Consider the following 20,151-nt stretch of genomic DNA (forward strand, 5'->3'; position numbering starts at 1 on the left):
ATTACTCTTCCTCTTTCTTACTGCCTTTCGTGATATCGTCGATCTTCTTTGACATTGCCACCCCGTATTCGATCGACTGATCCAGAATAAAGCGGATCTCCGGGGTGTTACGAAGGTTCAGAGAATGTGCAAGCTCTCTTCTGATATACCCTTCTGCGCTCTGAAGCCCTTTGATTGTATCTGCCTGTGCCTTTTCATCACCAAGAACACTGATATAGGCTTTACAGGTCTTCAGATCCGGTGCGACTTCCACCGCAACGACAGAGGTGAACTCTGCCACGCGGGGATCTTTGATTCCCCCGCGCAGAATATTGGACAGTTCATGCATCACTTCTGTATTGACCCTCGTGTTTTTGATACTGTTTTTTCTCATATTTTCATCCTATCTTGGTTTTTCTACCATCTTGAATGCTTCTACCTGATCGCCTTCTTTGATGTCATTGTATTTTTCAAATACGAAACCACATTCGTATCCTGCTTTTACTTCTTTGACATCATCTTTGAAACGCTTCAGTGAAGCAAGTTTTCCTTCAAATACTACAATTCCGTCGCGGATAATTCTTGCGGAGCAGTCACGTTCAAAGATACCGTCCAGAACGTAAGCACCGGCAATGGTTCCGACTCCGGAAGCCTTGAATGTCTGGCGTACTTCCGCGTGTCCAAGCACCTGTTCTTCGAAGATCGGATCGAGCATACCCTTCATGGCAGCTTCCACGTCTTCGATGGCATTGTAGATGACACGGTACAGACGAACGTCAACATTTTCTCTTTCTGCTGTCTCTTTTGCTGCCGCATCCGGACGAACATTAAATCCGATGATGATCGCGTTGGACGCAGATGCAAGCATAACGTCGGATTCGTTGATGGCTCCGACTCCGCCGTGGATCACTTTTACAACAACTTCGTCGTTGGAAAGCTTCAGAAGGCTCTGCTTCATCGCCTCTACAGATCCCTGTACGTCCGCTTTGACTACGATATCCAGTTCTTTTAAGTTTCCTTCTTTAATCTGGTTGAACAGATCATCCAGAGACATCTTGGATTTTGTCTCCTCCAGCATCTTCATACGATTCTGGGAAATAAAGGTTTCCGCAAAGTTTCTTGCCTCTTTTTCGTTCTTGCTTACAACGAAGACTTCACCCGCATTCGGGACGTCATTGAATCCAAGGATCTCAACCGGCATGGATGGGCCGGCCTCTTTGACACGTCTTCCCTTGTCATCCATCATGGCTCTGACTTTACCAAACGCAGATCCGGCTGCAATGGCGTCACCTACACGGAGTGTTCCTTTCTGTACAAGGACAGTAGCCACCGGTCCTTTTCCTTTATCAAGCTGCGCTTCGATCACAAGACCTCTTGCGCGTCTGTTCGGGTTTGCTTTTAACTCAAGCATTTCCGCTGTCAGAAGGATCATCTCAAGAAGCTCCGGAATACCTTCTTTTGTATGCGCGGATACCGGAACGAAAATCGTGCTTCCACCCCAGTCTTCCGGGATGAGCTCATACTCTGTCAGCTCCTGTTTTACACGTTCGATATTCGCGCTTGGCTTGTCGATCTTGTTGATCGCGACAACAATCTCAACGCCCGCCGCCTTGGCATGGTTGATCGCCTCCACCGTCTGCGGCATGACACCATCGTCTGCTGCAACGACAAGTACTGCAATATCTGTGGAACATGCACCTCTAAGACGCATTGCCGTAAATGCCTCATGACCCGGTGTGTCAAGGAATGTGATGCTCTCTCCGTTGATGTTGACAACAGATGCTCCGATATGCTGTGTGATTCCGCCGGCCTCTCTGTCTGTTACATTCGTGTGACGGATTGCATCGAGGAGGGAAGTCTTACCATGGTCAACGTGTCCCATAACGCAGACAACCGGTGGACGTTTTTTCATCTTCTTTTCGTCCTCTTCTTCCTCTTTTAAGAGCTCTTCGATTACATCGATTTCTTCTTCCTGCTCGCAAAGCACGTCAAACTCCATTGCGATCTCCTCTGCAGTATCAAAGTCGATCTCCTGGTTGACTGTCACGATTTTGCCCTGAAGGAACAGTTTCTTGACAATAGCGGACGGCTGGATCTTCATCGCGTCTGCCAGCTCCTTGATGGTGAGCATCTTCGGAATTGTGATCTGCTTGATCTGCTCTTCCTTCTTCTCCTGCTTCGGCTGCGGTTTCTCCATTACAGGCTGCTGGTTCTTCCTGCCTTTGCCCTGCTTCTGGCCAAACCTGCCTTCCCGTTCATCATCGCGGTCATAGTCTTTCTTCTTATAATTATCCTTCTGGTTTCTTCTCTGCGGCTTCTGCTCGGCTACCATCGGTGCCGGGATAGACGGTCCGTTGTTTCTTCCGTCTCTTGATCCTCTGCCCTGACGGTCTCTGTCACGATCTCTTCCGTCGCGGGAATCTCTGCCCTGGCGGTCTCTGTCGCGGTCTCTTCCGTCGCGGAAATCTCTTCCTCCCTGACGGTCTTTATCGCGGAAATCCCTGCCCTGGCGGTCTCTGTCTTTATTATCTCTTGATCCTCTGCCCTGACGGTCTCTGTCGCGGTCTCTTCCGTCACGGAAGTCTTTTCCTCCCTGGCGGTCTTTATTGCCGTCTCTTCCCTGACCCTGACGGTCTCTGTCGCGAAAATCTCTTCCCTGACGGTCTTTGTTTCCGTCTCTTGCCGGACGGTTATTGTCGCGCCCTCTCTCCTGGGCAGATACGTATCCTTCTCTCTTTTCCTTATCCATTCCTGTTCTTCCTGACGCCTGCTGTCCGCCCGGTCTCTGGGCACCTCTTGCGTTCTGGCGTCTTTGTCCTCCCTGTGTGTTCTGAGGCCGGAAAACCTGAACAATAGTTTTCTTTTTCGGAGCTTCTGCATTGTGTCCGGCGCTTCCGAATTTCTTCTTCACATCCTCCACCTGCTGCTCTGTCAGAAAACTCATGTGGCTTTTCAGGTCCGCTCCGTTCCCTTTCAGATAATCCATAATTTCCTTGCTCGTTTTATCTATCTCTTTTGCTAATTCATGTACTCGCACTTTTGACATCCAACTACCTCCTATATGCAATTTTATTCTTCTTCCACTGTCAGCTGTTTCTTAATCTCGTCCGCAAATCCCGCATCTGTCACCGCAGCACTTGTGCGGAATTCTTTTCCCATTGCATGACCCAGGGTGTCCTGATCTGCATAAAACAGAATCGGAACGTCGTAAAAGCTGCACATGTTACGGAATTTCTTTTTTGTATTCTCAGAGGCATCCGCGGCGATAATCACAAGATAAGCCGTCCCTGACTTGACCGCCTGCTCTGTCTGAAAGTTTCCGCTTTTTGTCTTTCCCGCCCTGGTAGCCAGACTTAAAAGTGACAGACCTTTATTCAGTTTCAATCTGCTCCATCTCCTTTTCCAGCTGTTCATACACTTCGTTTGGAATCGCCTGCTTAAAAGAGCGTTCCAGCCCTTTGTTCTTTACTGCTTTTAGAAAACAATCTCTGGAAAAGCAGAGGTAGGCTCCTCTTCCGTTTTTTCTTCCTGTTGTGTCCAGAAGGAATTCCCCTTCCTTCGTGTGGATGACGCGGAGCATCTCCTTTTTGTTTTTCATCTCCCCGCACCCGACACATTTGCGCATTGGGATCTTTTTATTCATCACTTTCATCCCCGTAACTTTCTTCTTCATCAATGCCGTCTTCGTATGCGTCATCCTCATAGACGTCGTCCTCATAAACGTCATCTTCATAAATGTCCGACTCGAATACACCTTCTTCCATCGGCATATCCATGTAGTTTGCCGGAAGTTCTCCGGATTCGATTGCCTGAGTCTCACTCTTGATGTCGATCTTGTATCCGGTCAGTCTTGCGGCCAGTCTTGCATTCTGTCCTTCTTTACCGATGGCAAGAGAAAGCTGGTAATCCGGCACGATGACGCTTGCTGTCTTCTCTTCCGGATCTGCCGCAACCGAAATAACCTTCGCCGGACTCAGCGCATTTTCGATGAGAATGGCCGGATTGTCGCTCCAGTTGATGATATCGATCTTCTCGCCGCGCAATTCGTTCACGATGGCGTTGACTCTCTGTCCGTTCATTCCGACACATGCTCCTACCGGATCCACATCCGGATCATTGGACCATACGGCAATCTTTGTACGGGATCCTGCTTCTCTTGCAATGCTCTTGATCTCAACAATACCGTCTTTCACCTCAGTCACCTCGGACTCAAAGAGACGTTTTACAAGCTCCGGATGGGTACGGGATACGAGAATTTTCGGTCCTTTTGTCGTATTCTTTACTTCTACCACGTAAAGTTTGATACGCTCTGTCGGTTTGAATACTTCCCCTTTGACCTGCTCGTTTTCTGTCAGCATGGCGTCTGCCTTTCCAAGATCAATGCTGATGTTGCGTCCCACATAACGCTGCACGATTCCTGTCACAATGTCTTTTTCCTTCTCAAAGTACTGATCATAAACGACCTTGCGTTCTTCTTCCCGGATCTTCTGGAGGATCAGGTTCTTCGCGTTCTGTGTCGCAATCCGTCCAAAGGATTTGGAATCGATCGGTACCTGTACAATATCGCCAAGTTCATATTTGGAGTCCATCATCTTCGCATTTACAAGACTGATCTCCTCCTCCGGATCTTCCACTTCCTCCACTACGGTCTTCTCAGCGTAAACCGCGAAATCGCAGGTCTCACGGTTCATCACGACCTTAATATTATCCGCTTTTTTGAAATGGTTTTTGCAGGCGTTCATCAGGGAATTTTCAATTGCGTCCAGCATGGTCTCCTTGCTGATGTCCTTCTCCTGTTCCAGTATGGTAAGCGCTTCCATTAATTCTGTACTCATTGCTTTCTTTTCCTCCTAAACACTAAAAATCAAATGCCAGCCTGATCAATGCAATCTCTTTCCTGTCAAACTTCTGTTTTGTTCCATCTTCATAAGAAATCGTCACAGAATCACTGTCATATTCCTCTAACACTCCGGTAAACTCTTTCTGCTTGTCAATCATCCGGTATGTCCGGATCTCCACTTCTTCCCCGATGCTTCTTGCAAAGTCCCTGTCTTTCTTTAACGGTCTTCCAAGCCCCGGCGAACTCACTTCCAGGATATAGCTGTCGTCGATAAAATCCTTTTTATCCAGAAGATCAGAGAGCTCTCTGCTTACGACCTCGCAGTCGTTGATGGCAATTCCGCCCGGCTTGTCGATATAGGCCCTTAAATACCAGGTGCCAGCCTCTTTCACATATTCTACGTCAACCAGTTCAAACTCATACTTCATAAGGATCGGAATCAGCAATTCCTCTGTTCTTTGTTCGTAGCTTTCTCTTTTTGACATCCTAACATCCTTTCTCTTTCAGATTTTCATGCCTGTCATAAAAAACCGTCCTTTGTACGGGGACAACCCGCAGAATTAAAGAAGAGTGAACATGACGTCCACTCTTCTGCCGATTTCTTATGTAACTATATGCACTATAGCACGTTTTTTTGACAAAATCAAGGTTTTTTGCCGATTTTAGCGGTTTTCTCCTATTTTACGATATCGAGAATGCCTCTGATGTCGAGAATCACATAGTCTGCTCCCGCATCCTTGTAAATTTTCTCCGCTCTTTCGTACTGTGCTTTCTTTTCTTCTTCGGAAAGGGCGTCAAATTCCTCTTTGGAGAGTCCGAGAACAGAACTTCCTTCCAGGATTCCGACTGCTTCCATTCCTGCGTTCTTTCCTTCTTTGATATCGGATACCGTATCTCCGACTTTGATAACCTTTCTCACATCGGAAAGTCCAAGTGCTTCCATGTTCTTGAAGATCATGTACGGGTACGGACGTCCGTGGTTTTCCACCGCGTTCGGGCTGAACCAGCAGTCCGGCTCGTATCCAAGTTCTTTTGCCTTCGGAGCAACGATGGCCATCATGTCATCGGTATATCCGGTTGTGGATCCTATCTTCAGTCCCATCTCGCGGAGTTCTTTCACCGTTTCGATCACGTACGGTTTCGGATCTGCGAAGTTCGGAAGGTTTTCCAGAAGTTTCTTCTCGCTGAGCTCGTAAACCGCATGGACATCTTCCTCGGTCCAGTCTCTTCCATATTTTTCTTTCCACAGTCCGCTGATGCGTTCTCCCTGAAGCATGGTCCGGATATGGTCGATTTTAAGCATTCCCATCGGTCCTCTGACCTCCTCCATGGTCGGGTCAATTCCGTATTCATGGAAGGAATCGAGGAATGCCTGTACCGGTGCAAAGCATCCGTAATCCACCGTCGTTCCTGCCCAGTCAAAAATCACTGCTTCGTATTTCATCTTAGTTTCTCTCCTTTAAAAATTCTGAAATGATTGCTGTCACCTTTACCATATCTTCCGGATAGATCTCTCCGATGTTTCCGATACGGAATGTATCTGCATCCGTTACTTTTCCCGGATAAATCGCGTATCCTCTTTCTTTGATGTACTGGTACATATCCTGGAAGGAGAAGTTGTGGTGTTCCGGATAGTAGAAGGTTGTAATGATCGGTCCCTGAACATCTGCTCCTACATATGGCCTGATGCCAAGCTCTGCCAGATTTTCAATGAGAATCTGATTGTTCTTCTCGTAGCGTTCCTGTCTCTTTTCAATGCCGCCTTCTTCCTCCAGTTCGCGAAGCGCCTGTCTGAATGCAAGTACCACATGGGTCGGTGATGTAAATCTCCACTTTCCATCCTTCTCCATGGTTTCCCACTGATCGTAAAGATCAAGAGAAAGGCTTCTTGCTTTTCCTTTGCTCTCCATCAGTTTGTCTCTTCTGCAGATAATAAAGGAGAAGCCCGGAACTCCCTGAATACATTTGTTGGCGCTGCTGATGATGAAGTCAATGCCAAGCTCACCCACCTGAATATCCACGCCGCCAAAACTGGACATAGCATCCACGATGAATGTCTTTCCTCTTTCTTTTACTACTTTTGCAACGGATGCAATGTCATTTAAGATTCCGGATGTTGTCTCGCTGTGTACCATGGCAACATGTGTAATCTTTGCATCCTCATCCAGATATGCCGCGATCTTTCCTGCATCCGGTACTTTATCAAAATCTTCTTCATAAAGAACGTAGTCAATTTTTGCATGTTCCGCAATTGACGCCATACGTTTGCCGTAAGCACCGTTTGCTGCGATCAGAAGTTTTTCATCTTCTCCAATGACGCTGGTCAGTACAGACTCCACGCCGAATGTTCCGCTTCCCTGCATCAGGACAACGGTGTAGTCCTCCTCGGAAACATGAGCCAGTTTTAACAGTTCTTTTCTGATCTCCTGTGTAATCTGTTTGTAGTCGTCATCCCATGTGCAATGGTCAAACAGCATCTCCTTTTTTACAGTATCCGTTGTGGTGAGCGGTCCTGGTGTGAGTAATTTGTAGTTCTTCATGATTTTCGTTTTCCTTCCCTTTTTCCTGTATTTTCGCATCCGCTCGGACGCATTGACAGACCGCCGGCCTTATTTTCCGGCAGTCTGCATTTGTCTTAATTGATCATGTCTTATTTTGCTGCTTCTGAGATTTCCTGATGTTTTTCCAGTAAGTCTACTGTCAGTTTTTCCGGGAATACCTTTGGATAAGCAGATTTGTTGTCGGAATCTGTCTCTCCTTCATATACAGCAAGCGGGTATGTTTTCTGAAGTTCTTCTCTTCCTTTTTCAATGATGCACTGCGCCATCTCCATTGCCTTGTCTGCTTTGTCTCCGTTGTCTTTGTCGAGAACAGCTACAGACTCTGTCAGAGAGAAGTTTCCTTCCGTCGGGTCGACATAGTCAATCGGAAGTCCTTCTTCTTTATCTGCTACCGCCTGATGTCTCAGACCAAATCCGACTGCCACTTCTCCGGCACGTACTTTTTTAAGCGGTGCGGAACCGGAATCTTCGATGTTGTCGCCTGCATTTGCGTAAATATCCGACAGAATATTCTGTGCTTCCTCCTCACCGTATTCGCTTACAAGTGCCTGAATCAGAAGCCATGCCGTAGAAGAGCTCTTAATATCTGTCACGGAAATCATGTCCTTGTACTGCGGATCTGCCAGATCCTTGATGCAGGTCGGTGTGTCCAGATTGTTTTCCTTTAAGAGTTCTGTATTGACAATGATCGCGCCTTCCTGTTTTGTAATCGGTGCGTAGAAATCAGAACTGTCATTTTCACTGAGTGTTGTATAGTCAAATGTCAGATCTTTAAACATGCTGTTCTGCTCCTGAGCACTGTCCAGGTAGAAAGAACTCATTGTCACCATGTCTGCTTCCAGATTCTTTCCTTCCGCGATCAGCTTTCCTCCCAGTTCGGATGTTCCGAATGTCTGGAATACATATTCGCCTTCATATCCATTATCATCCAGTGTTTTTTTCATGGCATCTACCGCCTCTTCATCAGCGTTGGAATAGATAATGATCTGATCCTCTGAAGATCCTGAAGCCGCATCTGATCCGGAACATCCGCCAAGCATTACGGAGCCGGCCATCAGACATGCCATAAACATTGCTGTCACACTTTTCATCTTCATAATTTTTTTCTCCTTTTTCACTTTAAATTCAGATTTTTTTCTATCTGAAAGGAGGACTAATACTCCCTTTATGCAAAGATTGGTCAAAAGGATCAGGATGGACAGTACGAAAATTTCATTGAATTTCATAAAGTACTGTAATTCCTTGATCTTTGTCGTAATGACCATGGTTCTCGCTCCCGCGATGAAAATCACCGCGCTGACGGTTACCATTGCGTTCACAAAATAGTATCCGAACACTTCCAGAAGTGTAGATGACATATTCGGTGTGATAATTCTTATGAGGGTTTTCCCCCAGGAGTCGCCAAGCAGTTTCGCTGTCGCCTCCCAGGAGGTGTTCAGCTTCAGAAGCGCGTTCTTGATCATCAGGTACGGTGTAGAAAAATAATGGATCATGTTACAGATGATGATCAGTAAAAAAGTGTTCTGAAGCGATGTTCCTGAGAACACAAGCATATATGCAATACCGATAACCATTCCGGGAATGGTGTTGGTGATCAGGGCTGTGCTTTCTACCACCTGCTTTGCGGATCCTCTCAGGCTGCTCCGCGTGGAAGCAAGCGCACATCCGTAAGCAAGCAGGGTTCCGAAAATCGCCGTCATAAATGCTACAAACAATGAGTTTTTATATACTGCCGTCAATGTATTGTCGTTGAATACATCGCGGAAGTGATCCAGTGTAAACACTGCCTGATAAGGCCATTCCTGAATAAACGGCATGATGAAGATCACAGCAAAGACTGCAAATACACAGATCAGGATCACAGCCGATCCGACCGAGCAGAGGATATCTCTTGTCTTGTTTTTCTTTAATTCGATTGCGGAGATCTTCGTATACCGGATGTTGTATCGTTCCAGGAATTTCAGAAGCAGGATGCTGACAATCGAAGGAATCAGCATGATCACGGCTACTACCGCTCCGTTGTTGAAATTCGGGATACTTCCAAGCATCTCATTGTAAAGTACGGTTGCAACAACTTCGTACTCTCCTCCCACGGATTCCGGAATACCGTAATCGGTAAAGCAGAGGAAAAAGCACTGTACAAAGGATGTTGCAAAGGTTCCAAGCAGCGGACGGATGATCGTCTGCTGGAATGTTTTCAGCGGGGAGTCTCCCATGATTCTGGAGACAACCGTAAATTTCTTGTCGATATATTCCATCGTATTGGACAGAAGCATAAAGGATACCGGAAGGGTGTAGATCACATATCCGATCACAAGTCCGTTAAATCCGTAGATATCAAACAGCTGTCTTCCAAAGAGCCTTGTCAGAAGTCCCTGTTTTCCGAAGGAATAGATAATGGCAAATCCGTATGTAATAGTCGGCAGAAGCATTGGAAGCTGTGCTGCCAGACGGATAAATTTCTTATATTTTCCAGGTGCATTTGTATAATGTACGGTGTACGCAAGTAAAAACGCAAGGAGTGTTGCCACCACCGCGCTGACGATGGAAACTTCCAGGCTGTGCCGTACAGCCAGGCCGAATCCTCTCTGTGTCAGCATTTCACTGTAGTGTGCCAGGGAAAGTCCTGACTCACCTGCAAGAGACTGTTGAAACAGTACGATAACCGGGACAAACAGAAAGATCAAAAACAGAAGAAGCGCACTCCCGTAAATTCCTTTGATTTCTTTTTCTTTTATCTTCTTCATCTTTTACACCACCTGAAATCTCTTTGCTTCTGATTCACTGAACAGCATCATGATGTTGTTTCTCTTGATTTCGAGCTGTCTTAAAATGAAGTTCTTTACGAAATCTTCTTCCGGTGTATTGATAATATCTTCCGGTCTTCCGTACTGGGCGATCGTTCCCTGATTCATGATGACAACCTTGTCGGAAAGGGTGAGCGCTTCCTCCGGATCATGTGTGACTATAATGGTTGTCAGATGATATTCTCTTGCAATCTCCTTGATCTTGTCTTTGATGGATTCTTTGATCACGCCATCCAAAGCACTCAACGGCTCGTCAAGAAGCAGGATCTTCGGCTTCATTACCATGGTTCTCGCAAGAGCCACTCTCTGTTTTTGCCCGCCGGAAAGCTGTTCGATCTTCTTATCCAGATGGTCCTTCAGTCCCAGAAGATTGATCAGTCCATTGACTTCCTCCACCGTTACAATGTTTTTGTTATTGCGAAGGCCGTATGTAACATTCTGTTTCACATTCAGATTCGGGAAGAGCGCATAATCCTGGAATACAATATTGAATCCTCTCTCTTCCATTGGTACATTTAAAATATCTTCACCCTGAAAAATCAGTTCACCGGCATCTGCCTGTGTCAGTCCGAGGATGATATTTAAAAGTGTTGTTTTCCCGCATCCGGACGGTCCGAGAATCGATACAATCTCGCCATCCTCGATCTGCAGATTGATGTTTTTTAAAACATTCACTCCGTCAAATGATTTTTTGATATGCTTTAATTCCAGCATGTACAAATGCCCCTTTCTTTTATCCAGATTTTCTACATTTCATCGTTTTTTTCATCCTATAGCACTATAACTCTTTACGTTTTTTTGTTCCATCCGGCCTGCGTAAAGCTTTTGCAAAAATCACGTTACTGTCTTTTCAGGAAATGTAAAATTCATTTAACAAAAAAAACATTGGGGACGGGTTCCTTTTCACCGGAACACGTCCCCAATGTTTATTGGAGTGGTTTTATTCGCCCGCCGTCTCAGGTTCGGGCTGTCTTCTAAAATTCTGTACAAAGTCAATTAAAAGTGATGAAAGCATCACTGTCACCACGGAAAACGCAATCCGGATGACCGGAATATAAGAAAGGGAAAGTCCCAGTACTACCAGATCCGTAAAAAGATAGGCTCTGGAAAGCCTCCACCCGGTTCCTCTGGAAATGGAAAGGGCAAGTGCATCGTCTCCGCCGCTTGATCCGCCCTGACGTACAATCAGGCCGACACCGATTCCTACAAAAACACCTCCCAGAAGTGCCGCCGCAAGCGGATAATCCGACAGGTCCGGCAGCATGTAGGGAAACTGTTCCCACAGATCATAAAACAGAGACACAAATAAGGTGGAAATCACGGAAATCCTGATAAACTTTCCTCCAAGAAACCGGAATGCCAGAAGGTAGCAGCTCAGATCAAGGATCGGGGTTACAAGTCCTTTTGGAATATGAAACCATTTGTTTGCAAACAGTGTCATGCCAATGACACCTCCTTCAGTAATCCCGGTCTGTGAATGAATATTGTGGATACCGAAGGTACAGATTGCCGCTCCCACGGCAATCCATAACAACATCGGCACCGTAATTCCCTCAACCAGTCTTTGTACTGTTCATCTCATCTTATTCTTCAACATCATAAAACCTCCTTTATGTTTATCTTAAACTCTGGTACTATCCCAGAGTCAAGACATTTTCACAAAAAGGAGGTCTTTTTTATGCTCTCTGCTTTACGCCCGACGTATCACGCTTTCCTGTTTTCAGACGGTTCAGCGAAATTTCTTTTTCCTTATATACTGCTTTGGTCTCAGTTCCTTCTGCAAAAACATAGGCGCTTTCCACAGCGTCCTTCTTCTGAAGCCTGATTCCCCGGATTCCGAGGGCTCCCTTTTTCTTCTCGGATACATCTTCCGCCGGGAATTTGAGGAAGTAGCCGTTTTCTGTCTGAAGTACGGCAAAATCCTGCCCGTTCATCGGAAGCACAGCTCGTACTTCATCACCTTCCTGAAGCTTGGTCGCCGCGGTTGTCCGCTTGGAAACAAGGAATTCCGATCCTGCCACCCGTTTGACAAGTCCGTCTTTTGTGGCAAACAGAAGGAATTCTCCCTCCAGATCCGACTCGTTCATCAACGTAACGATATGTTCTTCCGTGCTGTCAAAATTACTGATATTGTCCACCGGAAGTCCCTTGTCCCGGAATTTGCCATGCGGGATATCCAGTACCTTGATCTGGTGCATCCGTCCTTCAGCAGTAAACAGACAGAGCTTTCCGGTATTCATGCAGCGGATGATATAGCGGCTTTCTGCGTCCGCCGCCTCCTGGTTCCGCTCGTAAACAGACGGATCCACCGTCCTTGCATATCCGAAACGGTCCACCAGACAGATCACTTCCTGCTCCTCGATCTTTTTCTCCTCGTAAACTGCTTCCTCTGCATTTTCAAGGAGGGTGCGGCGCTTCACCGCATATTCTTTCTTCAGCTTATTCAGATCGTCAATGATGACAGCCGACATTTCATCGTAGTCATTTAAGATCTTCTCATAACGCTCGATCTTACGGATTGTTTCTTCATGCTCTTTCTGAAGCGCTTCGATCTCCAGACCGATCAGCCGGTAGAGACGCATCTCCAGAATGGCCGTTGCCTGCCGCTCTGTAAAGGAAAGAAGCTTTGCCATCTTCTCTGAAGTTTTGCTTTTAAATGTAATCTCATCGGTGATTCCGTACATCAAACAGGCCCTGGCGTCCTTGACCGAACAGCTTCCCCGCAGGATCTCGATAATCAGGTCAATCACATCACAGGCCTTGATGAGACCTTCCTGTACCTCACGTTTTTCCTGCTCTTTTGCAAGCAGTGTCCGGTATTTCCTTGTAGTAATCTCGAACTGAAAATCCACATGATATTCAATGATCTTTTTCAGCCCCATCGTCTCCGGCTTTCCGTCCGCCACCGCCAGCATGTTGACGCCGAACGTATCCTCCAGTTTCGTCTTCTTGTAAAGCATGTTCGTCAGATTTTCCACATCGGCATCCTTTTTCAGGTCAATGACGATACGGATTCCCTCTTTGGAGGACTGGTTGGAAATATCCACAATGTCCGATGTCTTCTTCGTCTCCACAAGGGCGCAGACATCATTTAAAAATTTACCGATTCCGCTTCCGATCATGGTGTATGGAATCTCCGTGATGACAAGACGCTTTTTCCCGCCTTTTAAGTCTTCAATCTCCACTTTTCCACGCAGCTTGATCTTCCCGCTTCCGGTCTCGTAGATCTGCAGCAGGTCGTCCTGATTGACCACGATGCCGCCCGTCGGGAAATCCGGGCCTTTCAGATATTTCATCAGCTGCCTGGTGCTGATGGCATTGTTCTTCATGTATGCTTTTACCGCGTCGATGACTTCCCCCAGATTGTGGGTCGGGATGCTTGTCGCCATACCGACTGCGATTCCTTCCGCTCCATTGACAAGAAGATTCGGGAAACGGACCGGAAGAACTTCCGGCTCTTTTTCCGTCTCGTCAAAGTTCGGAACGAAGTTGACAATGTCCTTGTCCAGATCCGCAAGAAACGCTTCCTGGGTCACCTTCGCAAGTCTTGCCTCGGTGTAACGCATGGCCGCAGCCCCGTCCCCTTCGATGGAACCGAAGTTTCCGTGGCCGTCCACCATCACCATGCCCTTTTTGAAATCCTGTGCCATCACGACAAGAGCCTCATAAATGGAACTGTCGCCGTGAGGATGGTATTTACCCATCGTGTCCCCGACAATACGCGCGCACTTTCTGTACGGTCTGTCATACCGGATTCCCAGTTCGTACATATCATAAAGGGTACGTCTCTGGACCGGCTTCAGGCCGTCCCTGACGTCCGGCAGGGCACGGGAAACGATGACGCTCATCGCATAATCAATATATGATTTTTTCATGACATCCGAATATTCGGTCCGGATGATCTGTTCACTTTCATTCTGACTCATGTATCTTCCTCATTTCTAATGGTAACTGTCCGTTTCCTGCTAAATATCCAGCTCTGCCTCTCTGGCATTCTCGTAGATAAACGTCCGTCTCGGCGGTACTTCGGTACCCATCAGCATCTCTGTCACGCTGGAAGCCATCCGGGCGTCTTCGATCTCCACCTGTTTTAAAATCCGGGTCTTCGGATCCAGTGTCGTCTCCCAGAGCTGCTGGGCATCCATCTCTCCCAGACCTTTGTATCTCTGGAGCGTGAACGGCCCTTTGTGCTTCTTCCGGTACTCTTCCAGAGCCCGGTCATCGTAGAGGTATTCCTCCTTGCCGCTTTTTGGCATGGCCTTATAAAGAGGCGGCATGGCAATATAGACATGTCCCTCAAAAATAAGCTCCGGCATAAAGCGGTAAAACAAGGTCAGGAGCAGCGTGGAAATATGCGCTCCGTCCACGTCCGCATCGGCCATGATGATAATCTTATCGTACCGCAGTTTGCTGATATCAAAATCATTTCCGTATCCTTCGGAAAATCCGCAGCCAAAGGCATTGATCATTGTCTTGATCTCCGAGTTTGCCAGCACTTTATCGATACTTGCCTTCTCTACATTTAAAATCTTTCCGCGGATCGGAAGGATCGCCTGGTACATCCGGTCTCTCGCCGTCTTGGCAGAACCGCCTGCGGAGTCTCCCTCCACGATAAAGATCTCACATTTTTTCGGATCCCTGCATTCGCAGTTTGCGAGTTTTCCGTTGCTGTCAAAAGAATACTTCTGCTTTGTCAGCAGGTTTGTCTTTGCCTTTTCCTCCGTTTTCCGGATCTTTGCCGCCTTCTCCGCACAGGACAGCACTTTCTTTAAGACATCCAGATTCCGGTCAAAGTAACGCACGATTTCATCGTTTGTCACCTTGCTTGTGGCCTTGGCTGCATCCTGGTTGTCCAGTTTCGTCTTTGTCTGCCCCTCAAATCTAGGATCCGGGTGCTTGACAGAGACAATCGCCGTCATCCCGTTCCGGATGTCCGCACCGGTAAAGTTGGCATCCTTGTCCTTCAGAATTCCAAGCTCCCTTGCGTACTGGTTCATCACTGTCGTAAAGGTGGACTTAAAGCCTGTCAGATGAGTTCCTCCTTCTGCATTATAGATATTGTTGCAGAATCCAAGAATGTTCTCATGAAACTCATTGACATACTGAAAAACCGCCTCCACCTCGATGCCCTCGGCCTCCCCTTTGAAGTAGACCGGGTCGTGAACCGGCTCGCTCTTGGAATTCAGATCCTTGATAAACCCGATCAGTCCGTCCGGCTCATGGTAGGTAATCTGCTCTTCCGGCTCTTTTCTCTTATCTGTAAAATGAATCGTCAGTTCCGGATTCAGATATGCAGTCTCGTGAAGCCTGCTCTTGATCTCCTCCTCCCGGAATCTTGTCTTTTCAAAAATCTCGCCGTCCGGGAGAAAATTAATGGTCGTCCCTGTCTTTTTCGTCTTTCCGATCACCGGAAGGAGCCCGTTTTCCAGTTCCACCACCGGAATTCCCCGCTCATATCGGTCATGGTGAATGGCCCCGTCACGGCTGATCTTCACATCCATATATTCGGAAAGGGCATTGACTACGGAAGAGCCCACACCGTGGAGCCCGCCGCTTGTCTTGTAGACAGAATCGTCAAACTTTCCCCCTGCGTGCAGTGTTGTATAGACAATACGCGCCGCCGATACGCCTTTTTGATGCATTCCAACCGGCACGCCGCGCCCGTCATCGGAGACTGTCGCGGAGCCGTCTTTTTCCAGCGTCACTTCTATATTCATGCAAAATCCGGCCAGATGTTCATCCACGGAATTGTCCACGATCTCGTATACCAGATGATTCAGCCCCTTTGTACCTACACTTCCGATATACATGCCGGGACGCTTCCGGACTGCCTCCAGACCTTCCAGTACCGCGATACTGTCCGCATCGTATGTCGTATGTTTCGCCATCGTATTCTTCCTTTCTTCCTTCTGATTATTCGTATCTTTCAAAAAATCCATTACTTTCAACAGTTTACCACAATCGAACATACGATTCAAGAAATTAAATTTTACCCGTTTAGCACACGGTTTAAGGACTCTGCCAGCGGCTCCATGGCATTTTTCATCTCCTGCACCGTGTTCGTCTGGGCTCCCGCTTCCACGAGAAGCATCTTCGGGACAAGCTGCATGTTATAGCGGTATCCTTTCAGATAGATATTTCTCGTAAATCCCGGATAATGCTCATCGGCATCCAGCTTCATCTGAAGGGAGAACGCCAGGTTATCCTGAATATACGGATTGTTGAAATACTGGATATCTCCGTTTGCCCTCGTCCGGCACAGGCCGTTGAAGAACATGATTTTCGCCGTCTGCTTTCCATTCACTTCCGTCACCAGGTGGGTCGTTTCGGCAACTCCGTCTCTATGTAGGTCAATGACCACCTCGATGGATGGATTTTCAGCCAGAATCTTTTCCGCCGCGGCTCCGGAGAGCTCATAGGCTTCGCTTCGGTCCAGTTTCCCATTGATGATATCGTAGACACCCCGGTCGTGGATCGTCGGAATATGGTAAGTATTGTTCAGAAGATCCGTCAGGTAATCTCCGATTCCCACGATGGAAGTGGAATCATCCCCCGGAACCGAATCTACAAACGTTTCCTGCGAGTGCGTGTGATAGATCAGAATTTTCGGCCCGTTGTCCTTATTCTCAAATTTCATGTTTTTCGCAAGCAGCGTTTCCGCATTCAACTCTTCCGGGCTGGTCATCGTCGTACTGTCAATCGTATAAAAATGACTGGTCAGATACTCATAGTCCTTCAGCTTCTCCCGGTCGATGGTCCCCTGAATCTGCGTTTCATGAGGTTTTTCCGTCGTGGTATCCTGATTCTGTTCAATCAGCTTTCCATTTTCATCTACCACGTTCTCATCTTCCGCCTCCTTTTTCAAAAGCATCTCATACGTTTCCGAGTCCTCGATTTCCGTCTCGCTTACTTCATTCGCTTTTACATAGTTTCCAAGGGGCGTCATCTGCATCGCCTGCCTGGCCACCCATTCGCTGACCGTCCCTTCCGGTTGGTCGTTCATCCGGACAAGGGCGGGGAAATACATTGCCTCCGCCCCTTTTTGAATAGTCCTCCCGATTTCTGCCCGGATAAACTCTGCCGAACTTTCATAACCTCCCAGAATAATATATCCGCCAAGCACACTCACCACACCTCCGATCAGGAGATGCCTAAGGTGTATGTTTCCACTCAAATGCCTCACTCTACTTTCTTACCATATCAGGATTTTTATGTCTTAACACTATATGCCTTTTTCTTCGTGATTATGTGCCTGTCCTGTCATTTCGCCGCGCTCCTCATTCCTGGAGAATAACAGATTCAGGCCCTCCGATATAGTGAAGCTGATCCGCTTTACCGTATCATCAATATCCTTTGGTGTGACAAACATACCGTTGAGATGAGGAGAGATCAGCTGTCTGACAAGCTCATATTTTTCGGCCGCATGATACCCCTGCAGTACCACTCCCACTCCCTTGAGCGCCTCGGAATGTTCCATCTCTTTCATCAGGTTTTCCATCGCATCATTTACGATGGTAGCAGCGTCCACAACCGTTGGTACACCGATGGCAATCACCGGGATACCGATACTGTCTTCGGTAATGGCATTGCGGTGGTTTCCGACGCCGGAGCCCGGACTGATCCCTGTATCCGCAATCTGGATTGTCCGGTTCAGACGTTTGGAATTTCTGGCCGCCAGCGCATCCACCACAAGGATTACATCCGGCTTCGTCTCTGCCACAACGCCACGGACGATCTCTGCGGTTTCCATGCCGGTCTGTGCCATTACCCCCGGGACAAGAGCGCTTACCAGGGTCACTTCATCCTCGCCCATCGCGTACTTTCCATATTCCCGGACAATGTGCCTCGTAATATTCAGATTGTCCGCCACATACGGTCCCAGAGCGTCCGGCGTCACCTCCCGGTTCCCCAGTCCCACCATCAGGATCGAAATGTCCTCATCCTTGCTTCTTTTTTTCCATTTTCCCTTCAGAAGTTTCTCCACACACTCTGCGATCTTTACAGAAACTTCCCTGTGATACCCCTCATCCGGTACGGCAAGATTCGGTGCCTCCATTGTAATATATGTTCCAACAGGCTTTCCCATCGTTTTTGCTCCGTTCTCTGTCTTGATCTTCACCGTCGTCGTCCTGATTTCCCTTTCCTCGTCATACTCTTCTTCCAGAACGACGCCCTGGACCTCCACATTTTCTTCTTCAAATCGCTCTTTCTCCTCCAAAGCCAGATCGGTCCGGATACTATACTTCTCAACCATGATAAAACCTCGCTTTTTTTCATTTAAACACTAGTTTCTCAAAAAAAAGCCGAAATATGTATTGACAGAAATTATTTATTGACATAAAATAAATGAGTATGCTTCGTCAGATCGTTCCGTGTCCGGCTCTGACGATGAACAAGAAATGAATTTACCAGAGTTGGAGGTGTAGGTCATGGCTAACATTAAATCCGCAAAGAAAAGAATTTTAGTTGCTGAGACAAGAACTGCAAGAAATAAGGCGATCAAATCTAAAGTGAAAACTTGCGTGAAGAAAGTTGAGACAGCTGTTGCTAACAAAGACGCTGCTGCTGCAAAAGAAGCACTCAGCGTAGCAATCTCTGAGATCAACAAGGCTGGAAGCAAAGGTGTTTACCACAAAAACACTTGTGCAAGAAAAGTTTCCCGTCTTACAAAGGCTGTTAACTCTATCGCTTAATTTTTAATTTATAGAAACAAAAAGCAAAAGACATCCTGAAACCGTCAGAGGATGTCTTTTTTATTTGTTGTTTCTCTTTGCTCAAAGGTATCTCTGTTTTTTTATTCTGCCGGAACATCTCTGATCACATTGCAGTCTCGGATCAGGATGCCAAGCGTCACTGCCAGCAGCACGCCTCCTGCCAGTAACACAAGACTTAACATCCAGGCATACGAAGCCTGATCTCCCACAAAGCTTCTAAATCCACAGACTGCTGTATAAATCAGGAACAACATCTGCCATACGGCGAAGCGTTTTGATTTCTGCTCCTGCTCCGGATCATCCCTGGCAGCGGCGCAGACTGCCAATGTTGCCATAACGAGATAAAACAGCTGCGCCAGGAGCCCCGCCCATCTCCAGGGCCCTATTTCATAGGTGCCTGTAAACCGGACCATTGCCGTTCCAAATCCTGCAATCCAGGCATACCGAAACCTTTGATCTCCCGTCTGCCGGTAGAGCTCTTCCAATCCCCGTATCAGACACACAAGTCCCACCAGAGTTCCAATTTCGATTTCATAAATCCGGATACTGACCAGAAGCAGAAGAGTCCCTGCCATGATCTCATACTTCCACTTTTTCATCTATTTCACTCCCTCTTCCTTCAGATACTGCCAGATATCCCGGATTCCTTCCGGCTCCCAGACATCCTTTCTTACAATATCCCCGGCCTCGTCATAGTACGCATATTTGAATCCATCCACCGCAAACGGTCTCGCCTCCTGATCCATCTGAAGCCAGAGATTTCCTTTCTCGATCTGTGTTCCTCCAGGGATCTCATCATGGGAGTTGAGCTGAATCTGACAGAGAGAATACAGATATGGTCCGAACTCCTTCTGTGAAACAACCTCCACTACCCCTCTTGCCAGTATGCCTTCCCCTTCCAGATGTACGGTATACGGCATCAGACTGTTGTCATCCCGGTTCGTAATGCAGGCAAAGGAATAGACAATCGTGCTGCTTCCCGGCGTCTCATCCCGGACAAGCAGGACTGTTTTTTCCGGCATCGTCTCTCCGGTCAGAAAAACCGGATTTTCCAGCTTCATCTTCCTCTCAATCAAAACTCCGGCAGCCATCATCAGTACAATCAAAACCACACCGGCAATTCCGATCCTGACATTTCTTTTCATACACTTTCCCCTCGCACTTTTCTTTCATTGTATCATATATCATTTCAGAAAAGACAAAAAGAAAGCCGATACCGGGAAACATGTGTCCCAATATCGACTCTCCAT

18 protein-coding genes are annotated in these 20,151 nt (G+C 47.2%); 1 reads left to right on the top strand and 17 read right to left on the bottom strand.

Annotation, left to right across the window (positions count from 1 at the left end):
* Position 1: 1 nt before the first annotated feature.
* From rbfA to gpr, 15 genes are all read right to left on the bottom strand, one after another.
* Positions 2-373: a 30S ribosome-binding factor RbfA gene (gene rbfA, locus B5G11_RS08825; protein WP_087252909.1), complete on the bottom strand. Its 372-nt coding sequence runs from the start codon at positions 371-373 to the stop codon at positions 2-4.
* Between the two features lie 9 nt (positions 374-382).
* Complete coding sequence (gene infB, locus B5G11_RS08830; protein WP_087252911.1) at positions 383-3,025, bottom strand: translation initiation factor IF-2; 2,643 nt, start codon at positions 3,023-3,025, stop codon at positions 383-385.
* Between the two features lie 23 nt (positions 3,026-3,048).
* Entirely contained in the window at positions 3,049-3,363 is a 315-nt protein-coding gene (locus B5G11_RS08835) for a ribosomal L7Ae/L30e/S12e/Gadd45 family protein (protein WP_087167334.1), read from the bottom strand.
* Positions 3,350-3,622, bottom strand: coding sequence for a YlxR family protein (locus B5G11_RS08840; protein ID WP_191426935.1), 273 nt, complete (start codon positions 3,620-3,622; stop codon positions 3,350-3,352). The genes B5G11_RS08835 and B5G11_RS08840 overlap by 14 nt, the downstream gene beginning before the upstream one ends.
* Positions 3,615-4,814, bottom strand: coding sequence for a transcription termination factor NusA (gene nusA / locus B5G11_RS08845; RefSeq protein ID WP_087252914.1), 1,200 nt, complete (start codon positions 4,812-4,814; stop codon positions 3,615-3,617). Before nusA ends, B5G11_RS08840 begins: the two co-directional genes overlap by 8 nt.
* A gap of 22 nt (positions 4,815-4,836) precedes the next feature.
* Positions 4,837-5,304 (bottom strand): ribosome maturation factor RimP, encoded by a 468-nt coding sequence (rimP, locus tag B5G11_RS08850; protein WP_087252916.1) that lies wholly within the window; start codon positions 5,302-5,304, stop codon positions 4,837-4,839.
* Between the two features lie 191 nt (positions 5,305-5,495).
* A complete protein-coding gene (phnX, locus tag B5G11_RS08855) occupies positions 5,496-6,263 on the bottom strand; it encodes a phosphonoacetaldehyde hydrolase (protein ID WP_087252918.1) in 768 nt (255 codons plus the stop codon).
* A gap of 1 nt (position 6,264) precedes the next feature.
* Entirely contained in the window at positions 6,265-7,359 is a 1,095-nt protein-coding gene (locus tag B5G11_RS08860) for a 2-aminoethylphosphonate--pyruvate transaminase (protein WP_087252920.1), read from the bottom strand.
* 110 nt (positions 7,360-7,469) lie between these two features.
* On the bottom strand, positions 7,470-10,127 hold the full coding sequence (locus tag B5G11_RS08865; protein ID WP_087252922.1) for an extracellular solute-binding protein: 2,658 nt from the start codon (positions 10,125-10,127) through the stop codon (positions 7,470-7,472).
* A gap of 3 nt (positions 10,128-10,130) precedes the next feature.
* Positions 10,131-10,901, bottom strand: a complete 771-nt coding sequence (locus B5G11_RS08870; RefSeq protein WP_087167340.1) for an ABC transporter ATP-binding protein — start codon at positions 10,899-10,901, stop codon at positions 10,131-10,133.
* A gap of 226 nt (positions 10,902-11,127) precedes the next feature.
* A complete protein-coding gene (locus tag B5G11_RS08875; RefSeq protein ID WP_087167515.1) occupies positions 11,128-11,724 on the bottom strand; it encodes a YitT family protein in 597 nt (198 codons plus the stop codon).
* 139 nt (positions 11,725-11,863) lie between these two features.
* Positions 11,864-14,113 carry a DNA topoisomerase (ATP-hydrolyzing) gene (locus B5G11_RS08880; protein ID WP_087252925.1) on the bottom strand — a complete coding sequence of 750 codons (2,250 nt, stop codon included), beginning with the start codon at positions 14,111-14,113 and terminating at the stop codon, positions 11,864-11,866.
* Between the two features lie 39 nt (positions 14,114-14,152).
* Complete coding sequence (locus B5G11_RS08885) at positions 14,153-16,075, bottom strand: DNA gyrase subunit B (RefSeq protein WP_087252926.1); 1,923 nt, start codon at positions 16,073-16,075, stop codon at positions 14,153-14,155.
* 101 nt (positions 16,076-16,176) lie between these two features.
* Complete coding sequence (gene spoIIP / locus B5G11_RS08890) at positions 16,177-17,361, bottom strand: stage II sporulation protein P (RefSeq protein ID WP_242959010.1); 1,185 nt, start codon at positions 17,359-17,361, stop codon at positions 16,177-16,179.
* 48 nt (positions 17,362-17,409) lie between these two features.
* The gene (gene gpr, locus B5G11_RS08895) at positions 17,410-18,441 is read right to left on the bottom strand and encodes a GPR endopeptidase (protein WP_087252928.1); all 1,032 of its coding nucleotides are present in this window, start codon (positions 18,439-18,441) and stop codon (positions 17,410-17,412) included.
* Positions 18,442-18,616: 175 nt separating this feature from the next.
* On the opposite strand from gpr, the gene rpsT reads away from it, so the two are divergent.
* Positions 18,617-18,880, top strand: coding sequence for a 30S ribosomal protein S20 (gene rpsT, locus B5G11_RS08900; protein WP_087167343.1), 264 nt, complete (start codon positions 18,617-18,619; stop codon positions 18,878-18,880).
* Between the two features lie 101 nt (positions 18,881-18,981).
* Here rpsT and B5G11_RS08905 read toward each other — a convergent pair whose 3' ends face one another.
* Positions 18,982-19,500 (bottom strand): hypothetical protein, encoded by a 519-nt coding sequence (locus tag B5G11_RS08905; protein WP_087252930.1) that lies wholly within the window; start codon positions 19,498-19,500, stop codon positions 18,982-18,984.
* Positions 19,501-20,046, bottom strand: a complete 546-nt coding sequence (locus B5G11_RS08910; protein ID WP_087252932.1) for a hypothetical protein — start codon at positions 20,044-20,046, stop codon at positions 19,501-19,503.
* Positions 20,047-20,151 lie beyond the last annotated feature (105 nt).

Source organism: Drancourtella sp. An57 (genome assembly GCF_002161525.1).
Lineage (GTDB): Bacteria > Bacillota > Clostridia > Lachnospirales > Lachnospiraceae > Sellimonas > Sellimonas catena.

What these genes read in the sequence shown, in the direction of transcription:
- rbfA (WP_087252909.1), bottom strand. Translation starts at nt 373, where the DNA reads ATGAGAAAAAACAGTATCAAAAACACGAGGGTCAATACAGAAGTGATG.
- infB (WP_087252911.1), bottom strand. Translation starts at nt 3,025, where the DNA reads ATGTCAAAAGTGCGAGTACATGAATTAGCAAAAGAGATAGATAAAACG.
- B5G11_RS08840 (WP_191426935.1), bottom strand. Translation starts at nt 3,622, where the DNA reads ATGAATAAAAAGATCCCAATGCGCAAATGTGTCGGGTGCGGGGAGATG.
- nusA (WP_087252914.1), bottom strand. Translation starts at nt 4,814, where the DNA reads ATGAGTACAGAATTAATGGAAGCGCTTACCATACTGGAACAGGAGAAG.
- rimP (WP_087252916.1), bottom strand. Translation starts at nt 5,304, where the DNA reads ATGTCAAAAAGAGAAAGCTACGAACAAAGAACAGAGGAATTGCTGATT.
- phnX (WP_087252918.1), bottom strand. Translation starts at nt 6,263, where the DNA reads ATGAAATACGAAGCAGTGATTTTTGACTGGGCAGGAACGACGGTGGAT.
- B5G11_RS08860 (WP_087252920.1), bottom strand. Translation starts at nt 7,359, where the DNA reads ATGAAGAACTACAAATTACTCACACCAGGACCGCTCACCACAACGGAT.
- B5G11_RS08865 (WP_087252922.1), bottom strand. Translation starts at nt 10,127, where the DNA reads ATGAAGAAGATAAAAGAAAAAGAAATCAAAGGAATTTACGGGAGTGCG.
- B5G11_RS08870 (WP_087167340.1), bottom strand. Translation starts at nt 10,901, where the DNA reads ATGCTGGAATTAAAGCATATCAAAAAATCATTTGACGGAGTGAATGTT.
- B5G11_RS08875 (WP_087167515.1), bottom strand. Translation starts at nt 11,724, where the DNA reads ATGTTGTTATGGATTGCCGTGGGAGCGGCAATCTGTACCTTCGGTATC.
- B5G11_RS08880 (WP_087252925.1), bottom strand. Translation starts at nt 14,113, where the DNA reads ATGAGTCAGAATGAAAGTGAACAGATCATCCGGACCGAATATTCGGAT.
- B5G11_RS08885 (WP_087252926.1), bottom strand. Translation starts at nt 16,075, where the DNA reads ATGGCGAAACATACGACATACGATGCGGACAGTATCGCGGTACTGGAA.
- gpr (WP_087252928.1), bottom strand. Translation starts at nt 18,441, where the DNA reads ATGGTTGAGAAGTATAGTATCCGGACCGATCTGGCTTTGGAGGAGAAA.
- rpsT (WP_087167343.1), top strand. Translation starts at nt 18,617, where the DNA reads ATGGCTAACATTAAATCCGCAAAGAAAAGAATTTTAGTTGCTGAGACA.
- B5G11_RS08905 (WP_087252930.1), bottom strand. Translation starts at nt 19,500, where the DNA reads ATGAAAAAGTGGAAGTATGAGATCATGGCAGGGACTCTTCTGCTTCTG.
- B5G11_RS08910 (WP_087252932.1), bottom strand. Translation starts at nt 20,046, where the DNA reads ATGAAAAGAAATGTCAGGATCGGAATTGCCGGTGTGGTTTTGATTGTA.